General features: G+C 71.3%; 20 protein-coding genes. 13 read left to right on the top strand and 7 right to left on the bottom strand.

The genetic code is table 11. From position 1 onward, the window contains the following. Positions 1-43 precede the first annotated feature (43 nt). Together GNZ18_RS27510 and GNZ18_RS27515 are read right to left on the bottom strand one after the other, a co-directional pair. On the bottom strand, positions 44-754 hold the full coding sequence (locus GNZ18_RS27510) for a hypothetical protein (RefSeq protein ID WP_156219422.1): 711 nt from the start codon (positions 752-754) through the stop codon (positions 44-46). Continuing rightward, positions 751-1,374, bottom strand: coding sequence for an RNA polymerase sigma factor (locus GNZ18_RS27515; protein WP_156219423.1), 624 nt, complete (start codon positions 1,372-1,374; stop codon positions 751-753). The genes GNZ18_RS27510 and GNZ18_RS27515 overlap by 4 nt, the downstream gene beginning before the upstream one ends. A 107-nt stretch (positions 1,375-1,481) precedes the next feature. On the opposite strand from GNZ18_RS27515, the gene GNZ18_RS27520 reads away from it, so the two are divergent. Beyond that, positions 1,482-3,248, top strand: a complete 1,767-nt coding sequence (locus GNZ18_RS27520; RefSeq protein WP_156219424.1) for a hypothetical protein — start codon at positions 1,482-1,484, stop codon at positions 3,246-3,248. 83 nt (positions 3,249-3,331) lie between these two features. Next, complete coding sequence (locus GNZ18_RS27525) at positions 3,332-3,529, top strand: hypothetical protein (protein ID WP_156219425.1); 198 nt, start codon at positions 3,332-3,334, stop codon at positions 3,527-3,529. Positions 3,530-3,572: 43 nt separating this feature from the next. Here GNZ18_RS27525 and GNZ18_RS27530 read toward each other — a convergent pair whose 3' ends face one another. Together GNZ18_RS27530 and GNZ18_RS42545 are read right to left on the bottom strand one after the other, a co-directional pair. Further along, the gene (locus GNZ18_RS27530) at positions 3,573-4,574 is read right to left on the bottom strand and encodes an aldo/keto reductase family protein (protein WP_156219426.1); all 1,002 of its coding nucleotides are present in this window, start codon (positions 4,572-4,574) and stop codon (positions 3,573-3,575) included. A 39-nt stretch (positions 4,575-4,613) separates the two neighbouring features. Continuing rightward, positions 4,614-5,189, bottom strand: coding sequence for a DUF3043 domain-containing protein (locus tag GNZ18_RS42545; protein WP_308166032.1), 576 nt, complete (start codon positions 5,187-5,189; stop codon positions 4,614-4,616). A gap of 198 nt (positions 5,190-5,387) precedes the next feature. Here GNZ18_RS42545 and GNZ18_RS42550 point away from each other — a divergent pair, with 198 nt between their 5' ends. The 5 genes from GNZ18_RS42550 to pspAB all read left to right on the top strand — a co-directional run bounded on the left by GNZ18_RS42550 (position 5,388) and on the right by pspAB (position 8,682). Next, the gene (locus tag GNZ18_RS42550; protein ID WP_246250471.1) at positions 5,388-5,795 is read left to right on the top strand and encodes a hypothetical protein; all 408 of its coding nucleotides are present in this window, start codon (positions 5,388-5,390) and stop codon (positions 5,793-5,795) included. Between the two features lie 250 nt (positions 5,796-6,045). Further along, positions 6,046-6,855 carry a PspA/IM30 family protein gene (locus GNZ18_RS27540; RefSeq protein ID WP_214617721.1) on the top strand — a complete coding sequence of 270 codons (810 nt, stop codon included), beginning with the start codon at positions 6,046-6,048 and terminating at the stop codon, positions 6,853-6,855. Further along, positions 6,852-7,130: a PspA-associated protein PspAA gene (gene pspAA / locus GNZ18_RS27545; RefSeq protein ID WP_214617722.1), complete on the top strand. Its 279-nt coding sequence runs from the start codon at positions 6,852-6,854 to the stop codon at positions 7,128-7,130. The genes GNZ18_RS27540 and pspAA overlap by 4 nt, the downstream gene beginning before the upstream one ends. A gap of 65 nt (positions 7,131-7,195) precedes the next feature. Then, entirely contained in the window at positions 7,196-8,113 is a 918-nt protein-coding gene (gene htpX / locus GNZ18_RS27550; RefSeq protein WP_156219429.1) for a zinc metalloprotease HtpX, read from the top strand. After that, positions 8,113-8,682: a PspA-associated protein PspAB gene (pspAB, locus tag GNZ18_RS27555; RefSeq protein ID WP_156219430.1), complete on the top strand. Its 570-nt coding sequence runs from the start codon at positions 8,113-8,115 to the stop codon at positions 8,680-8,682. The genes htpX and pspAB overlap by 1 nt, the downstream gene beginning before the upstream one ends. Positions 8,683-8,688: 6 nt before the next feature. Here the strand turns inward: pspAB and nadA are convergent, their stop codons facing one another. Then, positions 8,689-9,843 (bottom strand): quinolinate synthase NadA, encoded by a 1,155-nt coding sequence (gene nadA / locus GNZ18_RS27560; protein ID WP_312874779.1) that lies wholly within the window; start codon positions 9,841-9,843, stop codon positions 8,689-8,691. Positions 9,844-10,082: 239 nt separating this feature from the next. Between nadA and GNZ18_RS27565 the strand changes: the two genes are divergently transcribed. Both GNZ18_RS27565 and GNZ18_RS27570 read left to right on the top strand, forming a co-directional pair. Beyond that, entirely contained in the window at positions 10,083-10,445 is a 363-nt protein-coding gene (locus tag GNZ18_RS27565; RefSeq protein ID WP_156219431.1) for a HesB/IscA family protein, read from the top strand. A 206-nt stretch (positions 10,446-10,651) separates the two neighbouring features. Beyond that, positions 10,652-11,638 (top strand): carbohydrate kinase family protein, encoded by a 987-nt coding sequence (locus GNZ18_RS27570; protein ID WP_312874780.1) that lies wholly within the window; start codon positions 10,652-10,654, stop codon positions 11,636-11,638. 325 nt (positions 11,639-11,963) lie between these two features. Here GNZ18_RS27570 and GNZ18_RS27575 read toward each other — a convergent pair whose 3' ends face one another. Continuing rightward, the gene (locus GNZ18_RS27575; RefSeq protein WP_156219432.1) at positions 11,964-12,269 is read right to left on the bottom strand and encodes a sulfurtransferase TusA family protein; all 306 of its coding nucleotides are present in this window, start codon (positions 12,267-12,269) and stop codon (positions 11,964-11,966) included. Continuing rightward, entirely contained in the window at positions 12,266-13,444 is a 1,179-nt protein-coding gene (locus GNZ18_RS27580) for a cysteine desulfurase family protein (RefSeq protein WP_312874781.1), read from the bottom strand. The genes GNZ18_RS27575 and GNZ18_RS27580 overlap by 4 nt, the downstream gene beginning before the upstream one ends. 183 nt (positions 13,445-13,627) lie before the next feature. On the opposite strand from GNZ18_RS27580, the gene ctaC reads away from it, so the two are divergent. The 4 genes from ctaC to GNZ18_RS27600 all read left to right on the top strand — a co-directional run bounded on the left by ctaC (position 13,628) and on the right by GNZ18_RS27600 (position 17,896). Continuing rightward, entirely contained in the window at positions 13,628-14,401 is a 774-nt protein-coding gene (gene ctaC / locus GNZ18_RS27585; RefSeq protein ID WP_156219434.1) for an aa3-type cytochrome oxidase subunit II, read from the top strand. Next, positions 14,398-16,065 carry an aa3-type cytochrome oxidase subunit I gene (ctaD, locus tag GNZ18_RS27590; protein WP_214617728.1) on the top strand — a complete coding sequence of 556 codons (1,668 nt, stop codon included), beginning with the start codon at positions 14,398-14,400 and terminating at the stop codon, positions 16,063-16,065. Before ctaC ends, ctaD begins: the two co-directional genes overlap by 4 nt. 3 nt (positions 16,066-16,068) lie before the next feature. Beyond that, on the top strand, positions 16,069-16,479 hold the full coding sequence (locus GNZ18_RS27595; RefSeq protein ID WP_156219435.1) for a cytochrome c oxidase subunit 4: 411 nt from the start codon (positions 16,069-16,071) through the stop codon (positions 16,477-16,479). A gap of 139 nt (positions 16,480-16,618) precedes the next feature. After that, on the top strand, positions 16,619-17,896 hold the full coding sequence (locus GNZ18_RS27600) for a L,D-transpeptidase (protein ID WP_308166034.1): 1,278 nt from the start codon (positions 16,619-16,621) through the stop codon (positions 17,894-17,896). The last annotated feature ends 58 nt before the right edge of the window (positions 17,897-17,954 follow it).

A 17,954-nucleotide genomic window follows, 5' to 3' on the forward strand; every position in this document is an offset into this window, starting at 1 on the left:
TACTACGGTGGCCTGGAAACACGGGCCGCGGGCCCGCCCGGCTTCATTCGGCCGGTACCCCCGTCAGGGTGATGGTCCGGGTCCCCGGGTCGATGTCGCCGAAGGAGGCGCAGCGCCCGTCCCGTCCGTGCACGCGGCCGAACTCGGCGGTCACCACGCGCCATCCCGGCAGGCCGTTGGCGGCGAGCCGCCCCTCGGCGAGCGCGATCGACCTCCGCTCGGAGACACAGCGGGCGCTGAACCTGGCCACGAGCTCCTTCCGGAGCCTGGCGAGCGCCTGGGCCCGGGTCCTCTCGGCGCCCGCGAGCGGGCGCCACGGACGCAGTCCGAGCTTCCGGCAGACCCCGGAGTCGCCGGGGAAGACCCCGACCGCCTTGTCCATGCCGCAGGCCACGAGCGGCGGCGCCGTGCGTGTGCCCTCTCGCACGACGCCCTCCCGCCACAGTCCGGCGCACTCGCCGACCGGGTCGAGGGTGCCGGTCCCGATGGCGGTCGTGTCGGCTTGCAGGTCCGCGCGCGCGTAGCAGCCGGTGGCCAGGGACTGCTCCACTCCGTCGTCCAGCAGGCCCCCGGCGACGGCGACGCCGCCGCCCGCCAGGACGAGGGCGGCGACCCCGCCCGCGATCCAGGGCCCGCGCCGGGCGATCCGGCGCCGTCCGGCGGGCCGCGAGATCTCCTCGACGAGGTGCCGCCTCCGTACGGCACCGGCCGCCGGGTCCAGGTCGCGCTCGCGAGGCGGCGAGTACTCGTTCACAGTTCCTCCTGGGTCGACTGGAGCGCCGAGTGGCGTTCACCGTTCGCGTGGGGCTCGTTCGCCGCCAGCTCCCGCAGCCGCGACTTCGCCCTGGACAGGCGCGACCGCACGGTCCCCACCGGCACCCCCAGGGCGACGGCCGCCTGGGCGTAGCTGAGCCCGTCCGCCGCGCACAGGGCGAGGACGTCCTGGTCGTCGGGGGAGAGCCGCCTCACCAGGCGCAGGAGCCGCGCCATCGCCCGTTCGGCGTCCAGCCGCTCCGCCACGTCGTCGGCGTGGTCGGAGGCGTCCGGGCGCTCGGGGAGGCGGGCCAGCGCGTCGCGGTGCCGGCGCCGCGCGCGGTCGCGGTTGCGCGCGACGTTGGCGGCCACGCCGAGCAGCCAGGGCAGGGCCGAGTCGCCGTCCAGCCGCACCTCGGCGCGGCGGCGCCACGCCTCAAGGAACACGACCGAGGTCAGCTCCTCCGCCGCCGACCAGTCGCCGGCGCGGCGGAAGCAGTGGTTGTAGACGGCGCGGGAGTGCCGGTCGAACAGCACCCCGAACGCCTCGGCCTCGCCCTCGACGGCCCGCCGCCACATCTCGGCGTCGGTCGGGTCCGGGTCGGTCGACACGTATCTCATGCCCTTCTGTGTCCGCGGACGAGCCGGGGGTTCCGCGCGCCCCCGGGAACCCGGACGGCGGCCGCGGACATAGACCCCGTGATGATGATCGACACAGAGGAGCCCAGATGGACACGTCCACCCGCGGCCTGCCGATCCTGTTCGGGAGCGCCGTCGCGGTCGTCGTCGCGGTCGTCGTCGCGTCCGGCGTCGGCGCGCCCCCGTCGGACCCCGCCGCGCGGTCCACGCCCGTCGCGAACCGTACGCCCCGCCAGGCCGTCGGAGGCACGATGGAGGAGACGGCGCTCCGGGACGGTCCACGGATGATCGAACCGAGGCCCGCGTCGCCGTCCCGCGCCCCCCGGCGGCGGGCGGCCGGCCCGCTCCACCGGCTCACGGTGTCGGTCCTCGACCGCGCCGGTGAGGCGCCCGCCGACGGCGACGCCGAGAGTTTCGGGGTCTTCGACCCTTCGACCGGCGAACAGGTGCACGGCACGTTCACCGGGGGATCGGGGCAGGTCGAGGTGCCGCCGGGCACGTACCGGGTGGGCACCTGGATCCGCACGCGGGAGCCCGGCCGCCCCGACGCCGCCGCCCTGGTGATCCGGCCGTCGGTGACGGTCGCCGGCGACACCGGCGTCCTGCTGGACGCCCGCACCACCAGGAAGGTCGAGGTGAGCCTGGACGACCCGGGCCCGAAGATGTTCCTGGGCGACGTGCTCGTCCCGATGACGACCAGGGGGGAGCGGCACGCCTACCGCCTCCCGCTGGAGAACGGGCTGTACATCTCCCCGGCGGTCGGCGTGTCGCTCCACGTCTTCACCACCTGGACGCCCGGCGGCACGGGCGAGGGCCGGTACCAGTACTCCGTGCTCACCACCTCGAAGGGCCGCATCCCCGACGAGCCGGTGTTCCGGGTCCACCGCTCCGACCTGGCCGCGGTCCGCACGGGCTACCCCGCGCCCGGCCGCGCCGCCTGCGTCTCGACCTGGACCGGGCCCGACCTGCCCGACCTGCCCGTCATCGTCTCGCACGGCCTGCTGGCGGGCACGGCGCCGGGGGAGCACACCGTCCACACCACCCCGGGCGTCCGGTGGAGCGACGACCTGCTGATGGACGGCGACGACTGCGCCTTCCAGAACCTGGAGGCGACCCAGAGCGGGGAGCGCTACCCGAGCGCCGGTGAGTACACCCGGCGATGGAACACCGCCCCGCTCACCCCCGCGCTGGCGTACTGGAACGGCGGCGACCTCACCCCCGCCGTCGTCCGCCGCCAAGACCAGCTGGACGTCAACATGTCCCTGTTCTCCGACGGCGTCCCCAACCACGTCGGGCCGCGGGACGCCCCCTGGGAGGACGGGCACATCACCGGCAGCACGACCCTGAAGCTGGACGGACGGCCGATCGGCACGAGCCAGGACGCCGGTTTCGGCACCTTCACGCTCCCCGGCGGAGGCGGGCGCTACAGGTTGGAGACCACCGCCGAGCGGAACGTCCCGTGGTCGCCGCTGGGCACCCGCACCGACGCGGCCTGGACCTTCACCTCGGCGAACACCGGCACCGAGGCCGCGCCCCCGCTCATGGCCGTGCGCTACGACGCGGGACTCGACGGCCACAGCCGCGCCCTCGCCGGTGCCGCACACCGCGTCGGCGCCAAGGTGCAGACCCCGCCCGGGGCCGGGGCGCCCAGAGTGAAGCGGCTCCGCGTCCGCGTCTCCTACGACGACGGCCGGACGTGGCGGGACGCCGCCACCCGGCCCGCCGGGGACGGCTGGGCCATCGACCTCCGCCACCCCGCGGACGCCGAGTACGTCTCCCTCTCCGCCACCGCCGTCGACGCGGCGGGCGGCACCGTCGAGCAGAGCACCATCCGCGCCTACGCCCTGCGCCGGTGAGGCCGCCGGACGAGTGAGGCCGCGTCCTGACCGGACACGACACGCCGAGGCGACTAGTGTTCGGGCCGACGAGGGAGGTCGCCATGGCGTGGAACTGGCGTTTGGAAAAGGCCGACGGCCGCCCGGCCGGGGTATCGGAGGAGACGTTCTCCACCCAGGCGGACGCGGAGAGCTGGCTGGGTGAGAACTGGCGCGGCCTGCGCGCCGACGAGGTCGACAAGGTGACGCTGCTGGACGGCGAGGACGTCGTCTACGGGATGAGCCTGCTCGACCCCGAGTGAACCGGCCGAGGGCCGCGGGGCACCGGGCCCCGCGGCCCCTCGCTCACGGCCGGGTGGGCGGGCTGACGGTGTGGGACGCGTCGCGGAACACCGCGTCGCCGAGCACGTCGTCGATCCGCCGCAGCACGTCGGCCTCCAGCTTGACCCCGGCGGCCTTCACGTTGTCGCTCACCTGCTCCGGGCGCGACGCCCCGACGATCGCCGCCGACACGTTCGCGTTCTGGAGCGTCCACGCGATCGCGAGCTGCGCCATCGACAGGCCCAGCTCGTCCGCGATCGGGCGCAGGTTCTGCACGCGGGTCAGCAGCTCGTCGTCGAGGAAGCGGCTGATCATGTTGGCGCCGCCCTTGTCGTCGGTGGCGCGCGAGCCCGCCGGGAGCGGCTGCCCGGGGCGGTACTTGCCGGTCAGCACGCCCTGCGCGATCGGCGACCACACGACCTGGCCGAGGCCCTCGCGCTCCGACAGCGGGACGACCTCCTCCTCGATCACCCGCCACAGCATCGAGTACTGCGGCTGGTTGGACACCAGGCGGTCGAAGCCCATCTCGTCCGCGATCTTCAGGGCCCGCTCGATCTCCTCGGCGCGCCACTCCGACACGCCGACGTAGAGGACCTTGCCGCGCCGGACGAGGTCGTCGAACGCGCGGAGGGTCTCCTCCAGCGGCGTCTCGTGGTCGAACCGGTGCGCCTGGTAGAGGTCGACGTAGTCGGTGCCGAGGCGGCGCAGGGAGCCGTCGATGCCCTCCATGATGTGCTTGCGCGACAGCCCGCGGTCGTTCGGGCCCGGCCCGGTCGGCCAGAAGACCTTCGTGAAGATCTCCAGCCCCTCGCGGCGCTGGCCCTTGAGCGCGCGGCCGAGAACCTCCTCGGCGCGCGTCCCGGCGTAGACGTCCGCGGTGTCGAAGGTCGTGATCCCCTCGTCGAGGGCGGCGCGCACACAGGCGTGCGCCGCGTCCTCCTCGACCTGGGAGCCGTGGGTGAGCCAGTTGCCGTACGCGATCTCGCTGATCTTCAGACCGCTCCGGCCGAGGTATCGGAACTCCATGTCCGGAACCCTATCCGGCCGGTGATCGCGACCCCGGGGTCAGACCCGGTCCTTCTCGCCGAGCTTCACCGCCGGGGCGGGCATCCGCAGCCTGCGGATCTGCATCGCGCGCATCGCCGCGTAGAGGCCCACGCCGCGCTGGTCGTCGTCCGGATACCGCTCCGAGGCCAGCTTCTTCACCCCGCGGCTGAGGAACACGCCCTCCGCCAGGACGACCAGCAGCACCACCGGCGGCGCGAACAGCCCCATCAGCCGCGCGGCGGGGATCGGCATCAGGCTGAGGATCACGACCGCGAACAACGCGTACATCAGGTACGAGCCGAACGTGCGGCGCGCGTCCACGTAGTTGCGGGCGAGCTTGCGCACCGGCCCCTTGTCGCGCTTGAGCAGGTACTTGTCGTCGCCCTTGGCCATGCCCTGCTTGGCCTTGACCCGCTCGCCGGCCTGCCGCTCCCTGGCCCGCTTGTAGGCCTCCTTGCGCGTGGAAGGCGCCGTGATCGGCTGGCGGCGGCGCTTCTCGGCCTCGCTGCGCTTGGGCGTGGGACGGCCCTTGCCTCCGGGCTTCACGACCTCCGGAGGGCTCTCCGGCGCTTCTGGGCTACGACGCTTGAACACGGGGATCAGCCTACCGGCCCCCACCCGCCACGACGCCAGACGCGGGAGCCCCGGCCCAAGAAGGACCGGGGCTCCCGCGCCTCGGCGGTCCTCAGCGGTTCGACACGGCGACACCGGAGCGCGGCCCGGCGCTGATCGTGGCGGGGGGACGGTTCGGGCGCGGGGCGTGCGTCCGCCGAACGAAGGAGGGAAGGTCGCATGGGTCGAACTTCGCTGACCGGATACGAGGTGCGGCGCAGGCTCCGGTCCCGTTATTTGCGGTGGCGGACGGAGCAGCACCGGGAGACCGTCATCCGGTACCTGGACGAGCTGGCGCCCGTCCTGGAGGAGCTCGGGTGGCGGTGCGTGCGGACGGACCGTCCCGAGATCGCGCGGGTGGGGCAGCCGCTCCTGCGGATCCACGGCGAGGGCGTCGTGACGACTCTGAACGTGCTGGCCGTGCCCAAGGGCGGGTGGGGGTTCCACGAGGCCGCGAAGGGGAGGGGCGGCTTCCTCTTCCCCTGCGGGGGAGACGTCGCGCACGCGGCGCAGGTCGTGGACCGGTTCCTGCGGGCGCGGGAGGAGGACGCGCGGTGGGGCGTCCCGAGGCCGCGGGAGGGGAGTTGACCCGTCACCCGCCGTACCGCCGGAACCGGACAGGGAACTGGACACCGGGCGGCGCGCGTCCGAGATTCGTGAGCATCGAGTCCGCGAACCGGGGAAGGGTACCCATGCGATCATGGGGGGACTGCGACGCTCTGACGGCAACATCTCGCAAGGCTGGGACGTTAACGCGTAGGGTGATAAGAACCCCAGCAGTGGTCATTGAGCCCAGTTTGCGACTGAGGCGACAGCACGAAGGGACCGGCGCCGCGCGATGAGCGTGATGAAGCGAATGTCGATGATCTTCAAGTCCAAGGCGAACAAGGCCCTGGACCGCATGGAGGATCCTCGCGAGACGCTCGACTACTCCTACCAGCGCCAGCTTGAGATGCTGCAGAAGGTCCGTCGGGGTGTCGCCGACGTCGCCACCTCGCGCAAGCGTCTTGAGCTGCAGATCAACCAGTTGGAAGGTCAGCAGAACAAGCTGACCGACCAGGGCAAGAAGGCCCTCCAGGTGGGCCGCGAGGACCTCGCCCGCGAGGCCCTCACCCGCCGCGCCGGGCTCGACGGCCAGCTCGGCGACCTGCGCGCCCAGTACCAGCAGTTGCAGGGCGAGGAGGAGAAGCTCACGCTCGCCTCCCAGCGGCTCCAGGCCAAGGTCGACTCCTTCCGCACCCGCAAGGAGACGATCAAGGCGACCTACACGGCCGCCGAGGCTCAGACGAAGATCAACGAGGCGTTCTCCGGCATCTCCGAGGAGATGGGCGACGTGGGTCTGGCGATCCAGCGCGCCGAGGAGAAGACCGAGACGATGAAGGCCCGCGCGGGCGCCATCGACGAACTCCTCGCCTCCGGCGCCCTGGAGGACTTCTCCGGTCCCAAGGACGACATCCAGGCCGAGCTCGACCGGATGGGCTCCGGGCCCGGCGTCGACCTCGAACTGGAACGTCTCAAGGCCGAGCTGGGCCAGGGCCCCGCGCCCAAGGAGCTGAACCAGGGCTCCTCGGCCGCGCAGGCGCAGCAGCAGGCCCAGGACACCCCGCAGCAGGCCCCGTGGCCGCAGAAGCCCGGGGGTGCCCAGTGATCGTCCGCCTGATGGGCGAGGGCCAGCTGGACGTGGCGGCCGCCGACCTCTCGGCGCTCAACACCCTCGACGCCGAGCTGGAGAAGGCGATCGAGGCCGACGACGAGACGGCGTTCCGCGCCGCGCTGCACGCCCTGCTGGAGAACGTCCGCAAGGTGGGCCAGCCGCTGCCGGCCGACAGCCTCGCGCCCTCGGAGCTGATCCTCCCCCCGGCGGACGCGCACATCGACGAGGTCCGGTCGATGCTGGGTGACGAGGGGCTCATTCCGGACTGATCCGGCACGAAACCCGGCTCTCGGACGTTGCTACAGGTGAATCGGGAGAACGGGGGAGATCAGAAATGGCCCGGACGCGGTACGCCTCCGATCGGGGGCTCACGTCGCGCATGCTCGTGACCATGTTCCTGCTGGGGCTGGTCTACGTCGTCTTCGTCACGGCGTTCTTCGTGATCTCACCGAGCATCGGCATGATCGCGCTGGGCGTCGCCCTGGTCTTCCTCCTCGTCCAGTACTTCTTCTCCGACAAGCTGACGATGTTCGCCATGCACGGGCGGGAGGTCTCCCCGGAGGAGGCGCCCGAACTGCACGGCGTCATCGACCGGATCTGCGCGATGTCGGACGCGCCGAAGCCGCGCGTCGCGATCACCGACACCGACGTCCCGAACGCGTTCGCCACCGGCCGCAACCAGAAGAAGGCCGTCGTGTGCGTCACGACCGGCCTGATGCGCCGCCTCGACCCGGTCGAGCTGGAGGGCGTCCTCGCGCACGAGATGGCGCACATCGCGCACAAGGACGTCGCGGTCATGACGATCGCCTCGTTCCTCGGCATCTGCGCGGGCCTGATCACGCGGTTCGGGCTGGAGTGGGGCCTGTGGGGCGGCTTCAACCGCCGCGACGGCGACCAGAACACCGGCCTGATCCTGCTCGCCGTGATCGCCGTCAGCGCCGTCGCGTACGCGGTCAGCTTCCTGCTCACCCGGGCGCTGTCGCGCTACCGGGAGCTGTCGGCCGACCGGGCCGCCGCGCTGCTGACCGGCCGCCCGTCCGCGCTGGCGAGCGCGCTGACGAAGGTCACCGGTGAGATCGCCCGGATCCCGACCAACGACCTGCGCTCCGCGCAGGCGTTCAACGCCTTCTTCTTCACCCCGGCGTTCGGCAAGGGCTTCAGCGTCTCCTCGCTGTTCTCCACCCACCCGACGCTCGACCGCCGCCTCGCCCAGCTGTCGTCGATCTCCGACCAGCTCAGCAGGGGAGCCTGATGGGATTCCTGGACACGCTGCTCGGCCGGTCCAAGCCGGTCAAGCCCGACCTCGACCGGCTGTTCGGGCTGTCCACCGCCGCGATCACGCTGGAGGCCGCCGCCGGCTTCCGGCCCACCGGGCTCGGCTCGGTGTGCTTCCGCGCGGCCGAGGGCGGCGCGTTCGCGCGGCTCCAGCAGGACGTCCAGGAACTGCTCGACGCCGACGAGGGCCCGAAGGTCGAGATCAGCACCGACGGCTACGGGTACACCTGGCTGCTCGCCGAGCATCCGCCGGAGGAGCTCCCCGCGCTGGTCACCGACCTGCACGCGGTCAACGCGACGCTGGAGGGCGGCGGGTTCGGCCCGCACCTGCTGTGCTCGCTCGCCGGGTTCGCCGGCCCCGACGGGCGGCGGCTCGCGCTCGTCTACCTCTACAAGCGCGGCACGTTCTACCCGTTCGCGCCGCTTCCCGGCGACAAGCGCGACAACGCGCTCGAACTCCAGGTGCGCGGCGCGATCGGCGCGGACCTCCCCTTCGAGGACGACCTCGGCCGGTGGTTCCCGGTCTGGGGAGCCCCCGGCCTCTGACCTCCGCTACGGCAGGGCGAGCATCTGGTCGAGGGCCACGCGGGCGTAGTGCGCGGTCTCCTCGTCCACCGTGATGACGTTCTCGACCTCGCCGCGCGCCAGCGTCTCCAGCGACATGACCAGGTGCGGCAGGTCGATCCGGTTCATCGTCGAGCAGTAGCAGACGGTCTTGTCGAGGAACATCACGTTCTTGTCGGGGTGGGCGTTCGCCAGCCGCCGGACGAGGTTCAGCTCCGTCCCGACCGCCCACGACGACCCGGGCTCGGCCGCCTCGATCGCCTTGATGATGTACTCGGTCGAGCCGATCCGGTCCGCGGCGGTGACGACCTCGTGCCGGCACTCGGGGTGGACGAGCACGTTCACGCCGGGGACGCGGGCCCGCACGTCGTCCACCGACTCCTTGCTGAACCGGCCGTGCACCGAGCAGTGGCCGCGCCAGAGGATCATCTTCGCGTCCCGCAGCCGCCGGTGGTCGAGGCCGCCGTCGCGGCGGTGCGGGCTGTAGACGACGCAGTCGTCCAGCGAGAAGCCCATCTCCAGGACGGCGGTGTTGCGGCCGAGGTGCTGGTCGGGCAGGAACAGCACCTTCTTCCCCTTGGAGTAGGCCCACTCCAGGGCCCGCCTGGCGTTGGAGGAGGTGCACACGACGCCGCCGTGCCGTCCGACGAAGCCCTTGATGTCGGCCGAGGAGTTCATGTAGGTCACCGGGACCACGTCGTCGGCGATCCCGGCGTCCTCCAGGACGTCCCAGCACTCCTCGACCTGGTCGAAGGTGGCCATGTCGGCCATCGAGCAGCCCGCGCCGAGGTCGGGGAGGATCACCCGCTGGTGGGCCGCGGTCAGGATGTCCGCCGACTCCGCCATGAAGTGCACGCCGCAGAACACCACGTAGGGCGCCTCGGGGCGCGCCGCCGCCTGCTGGGCCAGCTTGAAGGAGTCGCCGGTGACGTCCGCGAACCGGATGACCTCGTCGCGCTGGTAGTGGTGGCCGAGGACGAACACCCGGTCGCCGAGCGCGGCCTTCGCGGCGGCGGCCCGCTCGACCAGCCGGGGGTCGGACGCGGGCGGCAGCTCGCCCGGACAGTCCACGCCGCGCTCGCTGGCCGGGTCGGCGCCCTGGCCGAGCAGCAGCAGCGGAAGATCACGCACTGGGGTGGTCACGGGGAAGACTCCCTCCTGCGACGGACTTATCGTCGCTCTGACGACTAATGATTGCACATCCGGGCAGATCCGGCGGTGTGACGTAGACCGCACCCCTCCCGGGAGTTAAACCCCGCCGATACGCGGAATGGCCCTGCGGGGAGGTACGTTGTCCTACGGGAAGAGGTCGAACGACGTCCTCGGAGACAAGCGACGGTTCGCCGCACCAGCGGCGCAGCGAGAACCCGGGAGCTGAACACATGACGGTTTCAGGCGAGACCACGCAGGAGACCACGCAGCAGGGCGTCGTCCTCACCGACGCCGCCGCCGTGAAGGCGCGTGGCCTTCTGGAGCAGGAGGGCCGCGACGACCTCGCCCTGCGGGTCGCCGTGCAGCCGGGTGGCTGCTCCGGCCTGATCTACCAGCTGTTCTTCGACGAGCGGGAGATGGACGGCGACCAGATCCAGGACTTCGGCGGCCTGTCGGTCCGCGTCGACCGGATGAGCGCCCCCTACCTGACCGGCGCCACCATCGACTTCGTCGACTCGATCGAGAAGCAGGGCTTCACGATCGACAACCCCAACGCGTCCGGCTCCTGCGCCTGCGGTGACAGCTTCAACTAGGTCCCGCGTCGATGAGCCCGAAGGGCGGTCCGGTGTGATTCCGGGCCGCCCTCGGCGTTTCCGGGGACGCGCCGCATCCGCCGGTCGTGTCCAGGCATCCTCGATGGCCGCACAAGGGCCGTTCCGTATGCTCCGATGGAAGTAGTCTTTCCGGGTTGAAACAGCCGGTGACAAGCCGGACGACCACGACGAGGAGAGCGACGCCCGTGCGCATCGCCGTGACAGGCTCCATTGCGACCGACCATCTCATGACCTTCCCCGGACGGTTCACCGACCAGCTCCTCCCGGACCAGCTCGACCAGGTGTCGCTCTCGTTCCTGGTGGACGAGCTGGAGATCCGCCGGGGCGGCATCGCCGCCAACATCTGCTTCGGGATGGGCAGCCTCGGCAAGGAGTCGATCCTCGTCGGCTCCGTCGGCGCCGACTTCGCCGACTACCGCTCCTGGCTCGAACGGCACGGCGTGGACACCGCGTCCGTGCACGTGTCCGAGATCCACCACACCGCCCGGTTCCTGTGCACCACCGACCAGGACCAGAACCAGATCGCCACCTTCTACGCCGGGGCGATGAGCGAGGCCCGCTCCATCGAGCTGCGCCCCGTCGCCGAGCGCGTCGGCGGCCTCGACCTCGTCGTGGTCAGCCCCAACGACCCCGAGGCGATGCTCCGCCACACCGACGAGTGCCGCACCCGCGAGATCCCGTTCGCGGCCGACCCGTCCCAGCAGCTCGCCCGCATGGACGGCGCCGACGTCCGCCGCCTCGTCGACGGCGCCGCGTACCTGTTCACCAACGAGTACGAGAAGGCCCTCAGCGAGGAGAAGACCGGCTGGACGAGCGAGGAGATCCTCTCCCGCGTCGGCGTCCGCGTCACCACGCTCGGCGCCAAGGGCGTCGTCATCGACCGCGAGGGCGAGGAGGGCGTGCACGTCCCGCCCGTCCACGTCGACTCCGTCGTCGACCCGACCGGCGTCGGCGACGCGTTCCGCGGCGGCTTCCTGTCGGCCACCGCCTGGGGCCTGCCCCTGGAGCGCGCCGCCCAGGTCGGCAACGCCATCGCCGCGCACGCCCTGGAGGCCGCGGGCCCGCAGGAGTACACCCTGGCCCGCGGGTCCTTCGTCGACCGCTTCGCCGCCACCTACGGCCAGGCGGCCGCCGACGAGGTCGCCCCCCACATCACCACCCCGAACCCGTAACCCGAACGAGCCGAATGGCCGCGCCCCGCCCAAGGGACGCGGCCATTCGCAACTCAGGTACGTGGACCCCTCAATCCAGGCACGCAAGAGGTCGCGAGCGGCGCCGCGCACTCTGGACTGAGGAGCGCAGGGAGCGCCAGCGACCGGAGTGACGAGGGAAGAGGGCGCGAAGGGAGCGCCGCTCGCCGCGGCGCCGGAGGCGGCGTGATGGGCGTGTGCCGGGCACTGTGGTCTGAGGAGCGCGGGGGGCGCCGGCGACCGGAGCTGACGAGGGTGGAGGGCGTGAAAGGAGCGCCGCTCGCCGCGGCGCCGGAGGCGGCGCGGTTCAGTACGTTCTGCGGATGTGGAAGCCCCAGCCGCCCTGGGGGAGGGTCTCCTCGCGGACGAAGTCCTGGGACTTCATGCGGCACCAGGCGGGGATGTCGGTGCGGGCGGCGGCGTCGTCGGCGAGGACGGCGACGACCTCGCCGACCGGGACCTCGCGGATCCGCTCGGCGAGCATGATGATCGGGATCGGGCACTTGCGGCCGAGCGCGTCGATGACCAGCACGGGGGGCGGGCCCGCGGGCTCGGCGGGGGACGGCGCGGGGGTGGCGGGCGCGGTGCCCTTGACGCGGCCTCGGAACCTCATGGGCGCGACCGCCTCCCTGTCTCTGGGGTGTTCATCGCCGACCGGCGCAGCCGGGAGACGGCGCCGGGGAGGACGGCGAGGAACCGGTCGACGTCGGCCGGACCGGTGCCACGCGGCAGCGACACCCGCACGTTCCCATGGGTGATCACTCCCATCGCCTCCAGGACATGACTTGGACGCAGCGTATCCGCCGTACACGAGCTTCCCGAGGAAACCGCGAAACCCATCCTGTCCAATTCGGTGAGAAGTGCCTCACCCTCGACATACAGGCACGAAAAGGTGACGAGGTGGGGGAGCCGCCGGACGGGGTCGCCGACCACCTGGACGTCGGGGATCTCCCTCGGGACGCGGTCGCGGATGAGGTCGACGAGCGCGGACAGGCGCGGCGCCTCGTCCGCCATGTCCGCCCGGAATGCCTCCAGGGCGGCGGCCGCCGCGACGACGGCGGGGACGTTCTCGAAGCCGGGGACGCGGCGCCCCTCGCGCTCGTCGGCGGGCAGCGGCGAGCGCCAGCGGGTGCCCTTGCGGATCACCAGCACCCCGACTCCGGCGGGTCCGCCCCATTTGTGGGCACTCCCGGCGAGGAAGGACCAGCCGTCCGGCACGTCCACGCGTCCGAGGGACTGCGCGGCGTCGACGAACAGCGGCACGCCCGCCGCGCGGCACGCCTCGGCGGCCTCCGCGACGGGCTGGAGCGTCCCCACCTCGTGGTTGGCCGACTGGAGGCACGCCAGCGCGGTGTCCGGCCTGAGCGCGGCGCCGAACGCGGCCGGGTCGACCCGGCCGGTCCGGTCGACGCCGACGACCGTGACCTCGCCGCCGCCCTGCTCGTGCAGTTCGGCGGCGTGCAGGACGCTGGAGTGCTCGACGGCGCCGACCACCAGGTGGCGCCCGGCCCGCCGGCGCGCCTGGAGCCCCCCGAGGACCGCCAGGTGCACCGCCTGGGTGCCCGAGGACGTGAAGGACACCTCGTCCGGACGGGCACGCAGGACACCGGCGACACGCGCGCGCGCCCGGTCCATCAGCACGCGGGTGCTCCGGGCCGTCCCGTAGAGCCTGGCGGGATCGGCCCAGCCCGCGTCCAGCGCCTCCAGCAGCGCCGCCCGCGCCGCGGGATGCGGCGGTTCGGTGGAAGCGGCGTCGAGATAGGCGCCCGGCGCGCTGGAGTCGGCCACGCCCAGAACACTAACCGGGCACCCGATCGGGGGTACGCGCGACCCTCGCGCTAGGGTGTCCACCACATGCGTGACTACTGATCTCATCCGCCCGGACGACCGGGCATTCATCCGTGGGGAAGGCATTCCGTGAGTCCGACCCGCTCTAGGGAGCGGCGTACGCCTGTGCGCGGTCGCCGCGCATTGAGAAGCGCCGGCGCGCTGGGGCTGCTGGCGCTGACCGCCACCGCGTGCGGCGGTGAGGCGTCCCGCCTAGGCATGCCCGAGCCGATCGGGCCCCAGGCCGAGCGCATGCTGAAGCTGTGGCAGGGGTCCTGGATCGCGGCGTTCGCCGTCGGTGCCGTCGTGTGGGGCCTGATCATCTGGGCGGTGCTGTTCCACCGCAAGCGCTCCGACGACCTGCCGCCGCAGGTGCGCTACAACATGCCGATCGAGATCCTCTACACGGCGGTCCCGTTCGTCATCATCGCGGTGCTGTTCTTCTTCACCGTCCGCGACGAGAACTTCGTCGAGAAGACCACGGACAACCCCGCGGTCACCATCGACGTCACCGGCTTCCAGTGGAGCTGGCAGTTCGACTACAAGGAGAAGATCGGCGGTCAGGAGAAGACCGTCGCCTCCGAGATCGGGCAGCCGGTCGCGCCGAACGCCGACGGCGGCCCCAAGCCGGTGATGACGATCCCGTCCGGCAAGACGGTCCGGATCAGGTTGCACTCCAACGACGTCATCCACTCGTTCTGGGTCCCGGCGCTCCTTTACAAGAAGGACGTCATGCCGGGCTACACCAACGAGTTCGAGTTCACCGCGAACAAGCTCGGCACCTATGAGGGCCGCTGCGCGGAGCTGTGCGGCGTCGACCACAGCAAGATGCTGTTCCAGCTCCGGGTCGTGACGCCCGAGCAGTACGCCGCGTACATCGCCGAGTCCAAGGCCAAGGCCGTGGGGGGTGCCAAGTGACCACGATCAGTCACGCACCGAGTACGCCGGTCGCCGCGTCGCGGACGAGCAAGGGGCGCATCCTCGCCTCGTGGATGTCGTCCACCGACCACAAGGTGATCGGCTACCTCTACCTGATCACGTCGTTCGTGATGTTCCTCATCGGCGGCGTGCTCGCGCTGATGATGCGGGCCGAGCTGTTCAAGCCCGAACTCCAGATCTTCAGCAACGAGCAGTTCAACCAGCTGTTCACCATGCACGGCACGATCATGCTGCTGATGTTCGCGACGCCGCTGTTCGCGGGCTTCGCCAACGTCATCATGCCGCTGCAGATCGGCGCGCCCGACGTGGCGTTCCCGCGGATGAACATGCTGGCGTACTGGCTGTTCCTGTTCGGCAGCATCATCGTCATCGCGGGCTTCCTGACGCCGGGCGGCGCGGCCAGCTTCGGCTGGTTCGCCTACGCCCCGCTGTCGGACGCGGTGCGCTCGCCGGGCGTCGGCGGCGACATGTGGGTCATGGGCCTGGCGATGTCGGGCTTCGGCACCATCATGGGCGCGGTCAACTTCATCACCACGATCCTGTGCATGCGCGCCCCCGGCATGACGATGTTCCGGATGCCGATCTTCACCTGGAACATCCTGCTGACCTCCATCCTCGTCCTGCTGGCGTTCCCGGTGCTCGCCGCGGCGCTGCTGGCGCTGGAGGCCGACCGCAAGCTCGGCGCGCACGTGTTCGACTCCGCGCACGGCGGCGCGCTGCTGTGGCAGCACCTGTTCTGGTTCTTCGGGCATCCGGAGGTCTACATCATCGCGTTGCCCTTCTTCGGCATCGTGACCGAGATCCTCCCGGTGTTCAGCCGCAAGCCGGTGTTCGGCTACATCGGCCTGGTGTTCGCGACGATCAGCATCGCGGGCCTGTCGGTCACCGTGTGGGCGCACCACATGTTCGTGACCGGCCAGGTGCTGCTGCCGTTCTTCTCCTTCATGACGTTCCTCATCGCCGTGCCCACGGGGGTGAAGTTCTTCAACTGGGTGGGGACCATCTGGCGAGGGCAACTGACGTTCGAGTCGCCGATGCTGTGGTCGCTGGGCTTCCTCGTGACGTTCCTGTTCGGCGGCCTGACCGGCGTCATCCTCGCCTCGCCGCCGATGGACTTCCAGCTCTCCGACTCCTACTTCGTCGTGGCGCACTTCCACTACGTGGTGTTCGGCACCGTGGTGTTCGCGATGTTCGCGGGCTTCTACTTCTGGTGGCCGAAGTGGACCGGCAAGATGCTGAACGACACGCTCGGCAAGGTCCACTTCTGGATGCTGTTCATCGGCTTCCACGGCACGTTCCTCATCCAGCACTGGCTGGGCGCCGAGGGCATGCCGCGCCGCTACGCCGACTACGCCAGTGAGTTCGAGGGCCTCAACCAGGTCTCGACGGTCTTCTCGTTCATCCTCGGGCTGTCGATGCTGCCGTTCTTCTACAACGTCTACATCACCGCGAAGAAGGGCAAGCGGGTGATGGTGGACGACCCGTGGGGCTACGGCTCGTCGCTGGAGTGGGCGACCTCGTGCCCGCCGCCGCGGCACAACTTCAACTCGATCCCGAAGATCCGCTCGGAGCGCCCGGCGTTCGACCTGCACCACCCGCACGTGGGTGCCAAGGGCGAGCTGTCCGGGGCGAAGGGGGAGTAGCCGATGCGCGTCCAGGCGTTCATGTTCTACGGGTGCGCGGTCTTCTTCCTCGCCACCGACATCGTGTACTGGCTGTGGTCGGGTGACTGGACGGGCACCACCGCGCTCGCCCTCGCCATCGGCCTCGCCGGGCTCATCGGGTTCTACATCCACTTCACCGTCCGGCGCCTTGAGCGGGCCAACAACGGCCCGCTGTACGAGGACGACCCGGAGGGCGACATCGCCGACGCGGCGGGCGAGCTGGGCTTCTTCAGCCCGCACAGCTGGTGGCCGCTGTTCCTGGCGCTGTCGGCCGCGTGCGTGGCCCTCGGCGTGGTGTTCGGCTGGTGGATGGTGATCCTCGGCGGTGCCGCGGTCATCATGACGACGATCGGTCTGGTCTTCGAGTACTACCGGGGTCATTTCGCCCACTGAGCAGTAAAAGAAGCCCAAGAGGGGCCGGTACCGACATTTTTGTGGGTACCGGCCTTTTCATCTGGGCGTCGTTCCGGCTTCGGGGGCTGGGCAGACGATTCTCTCGCCCAGCGGGGACGACCGGGGGGCTACCGTGCGCGTGGGCGGCTCAGGACCGAGGGACCGAGGAAGGCGCACCGCCGCGCTGCTGACCTGCGCCGCCGTCGCGGCGGGCAGCGCGGCCGGGTGCTCAGGAGGCGGCGGGGCGAGGGACGACGACCTCGGCGTCGCGGTGACGCCGGGCGGCGGCGCCGTGCTGCGGCCGGACGGGCAGATCGCCGTCCGCTCGCGGGGCGGCACGATCGAGAACGTGACGGTGGCGAGCGGCGGGTCGGCGGTGGAGGGCGTCCTCAGCGCGGACCGGAGCCAGTGGCGTTCGCGCTGGACGCTGGACCCGGGCCGCTCGTACACGGTGAACGCGACGGCCGTCGGCAGGGACGGCAGGAGCCGGACGGTCAGCAGCCGGTTCGCGACCGCCCAGGTGAGGTCGACGAGCGCGATGGGCCTGGACGCGCCGTCCGACCGGGAGACGGTCGGGATCGGCATGCCGATCATCTTGAAGTTCGACAAGAAGGTGACCGACCGGGCGGCGGTGGAGCGGGCGCTGGAGGTGCGCTCCGACCGGCCCGTCGAGGGCGCCTGGCACTGGTTCGAGGGCGACGAGGGGCCGGAGGCGGTGTTCCGTCCGAGGCAGTACTGGCCCGCGCACACGAAGGTGAGCTTCCGCGCCCACCTGTCCGGGGTCCGCACCGGCAAGGACGTCTACGGCGTGAAGAACTACGGCGTCGACTTCAGGGTCGGGGACGAGCACGTCTCCACCGTCGGCGAGGACAACCACAAGATGGTGGTGAGGTTCAACGGCCGGAAGGTGAAGACGATCCCGACCAGCATGGGGCGGGGCGGGGCCCGCAAGTACACCACCACCAACGGCGTCCACCTGGCGATGGCCAAGAAGGACCCCACGGTGATGACGTCGGAGTGGGAGGGCTGCGGGCCCGGCTGCGCCGGCTACTACAGCCTGACCGTCTACAAGGCCGTGCAGATCTCCGGCAGCGGCGAGTACGTCCACAGCGCGCCCTGGTCGGTGGGCAGCCAGGGGCACGACAACGTGAGCCACGGCTGCATCAACATCAGCCCGTCCAACGCCGCGTGGTTCTACCGCCACGCCTACCGGGGCGACCCGGTGACGGTGACGGGCACGAGCCGGGAACTGGAGCCCGACAACGGCTGGGGCTACTGGCAGCTCGGCTGGAACGACTGGGTGAAGGGCAGCGCGCTCAAGCGCTCGGTGACGACCGCGCCGCGCGTGGACGCGGCGACCCTGTCGGCCCAACCCGGTTCCGGCACCCCGGCCCGGCCCGGCGCGAAGGGCAACTGACCGCACACCACCGCAAGCGTTGCGATCGCGTCCGAAGGCAGATGCGAGCGAAGCGAGA

It is taken from the genome of Actinomadura litoris, assembly GCF_009733595.1.
In the GTDB taxonomy this organism is placed as follows: Bacteria; Actinomycetota; Actinomycetes; order Streptosporangiales; family Streptosporangiaceae; genus Spirillospora; species Spirillospora litoris.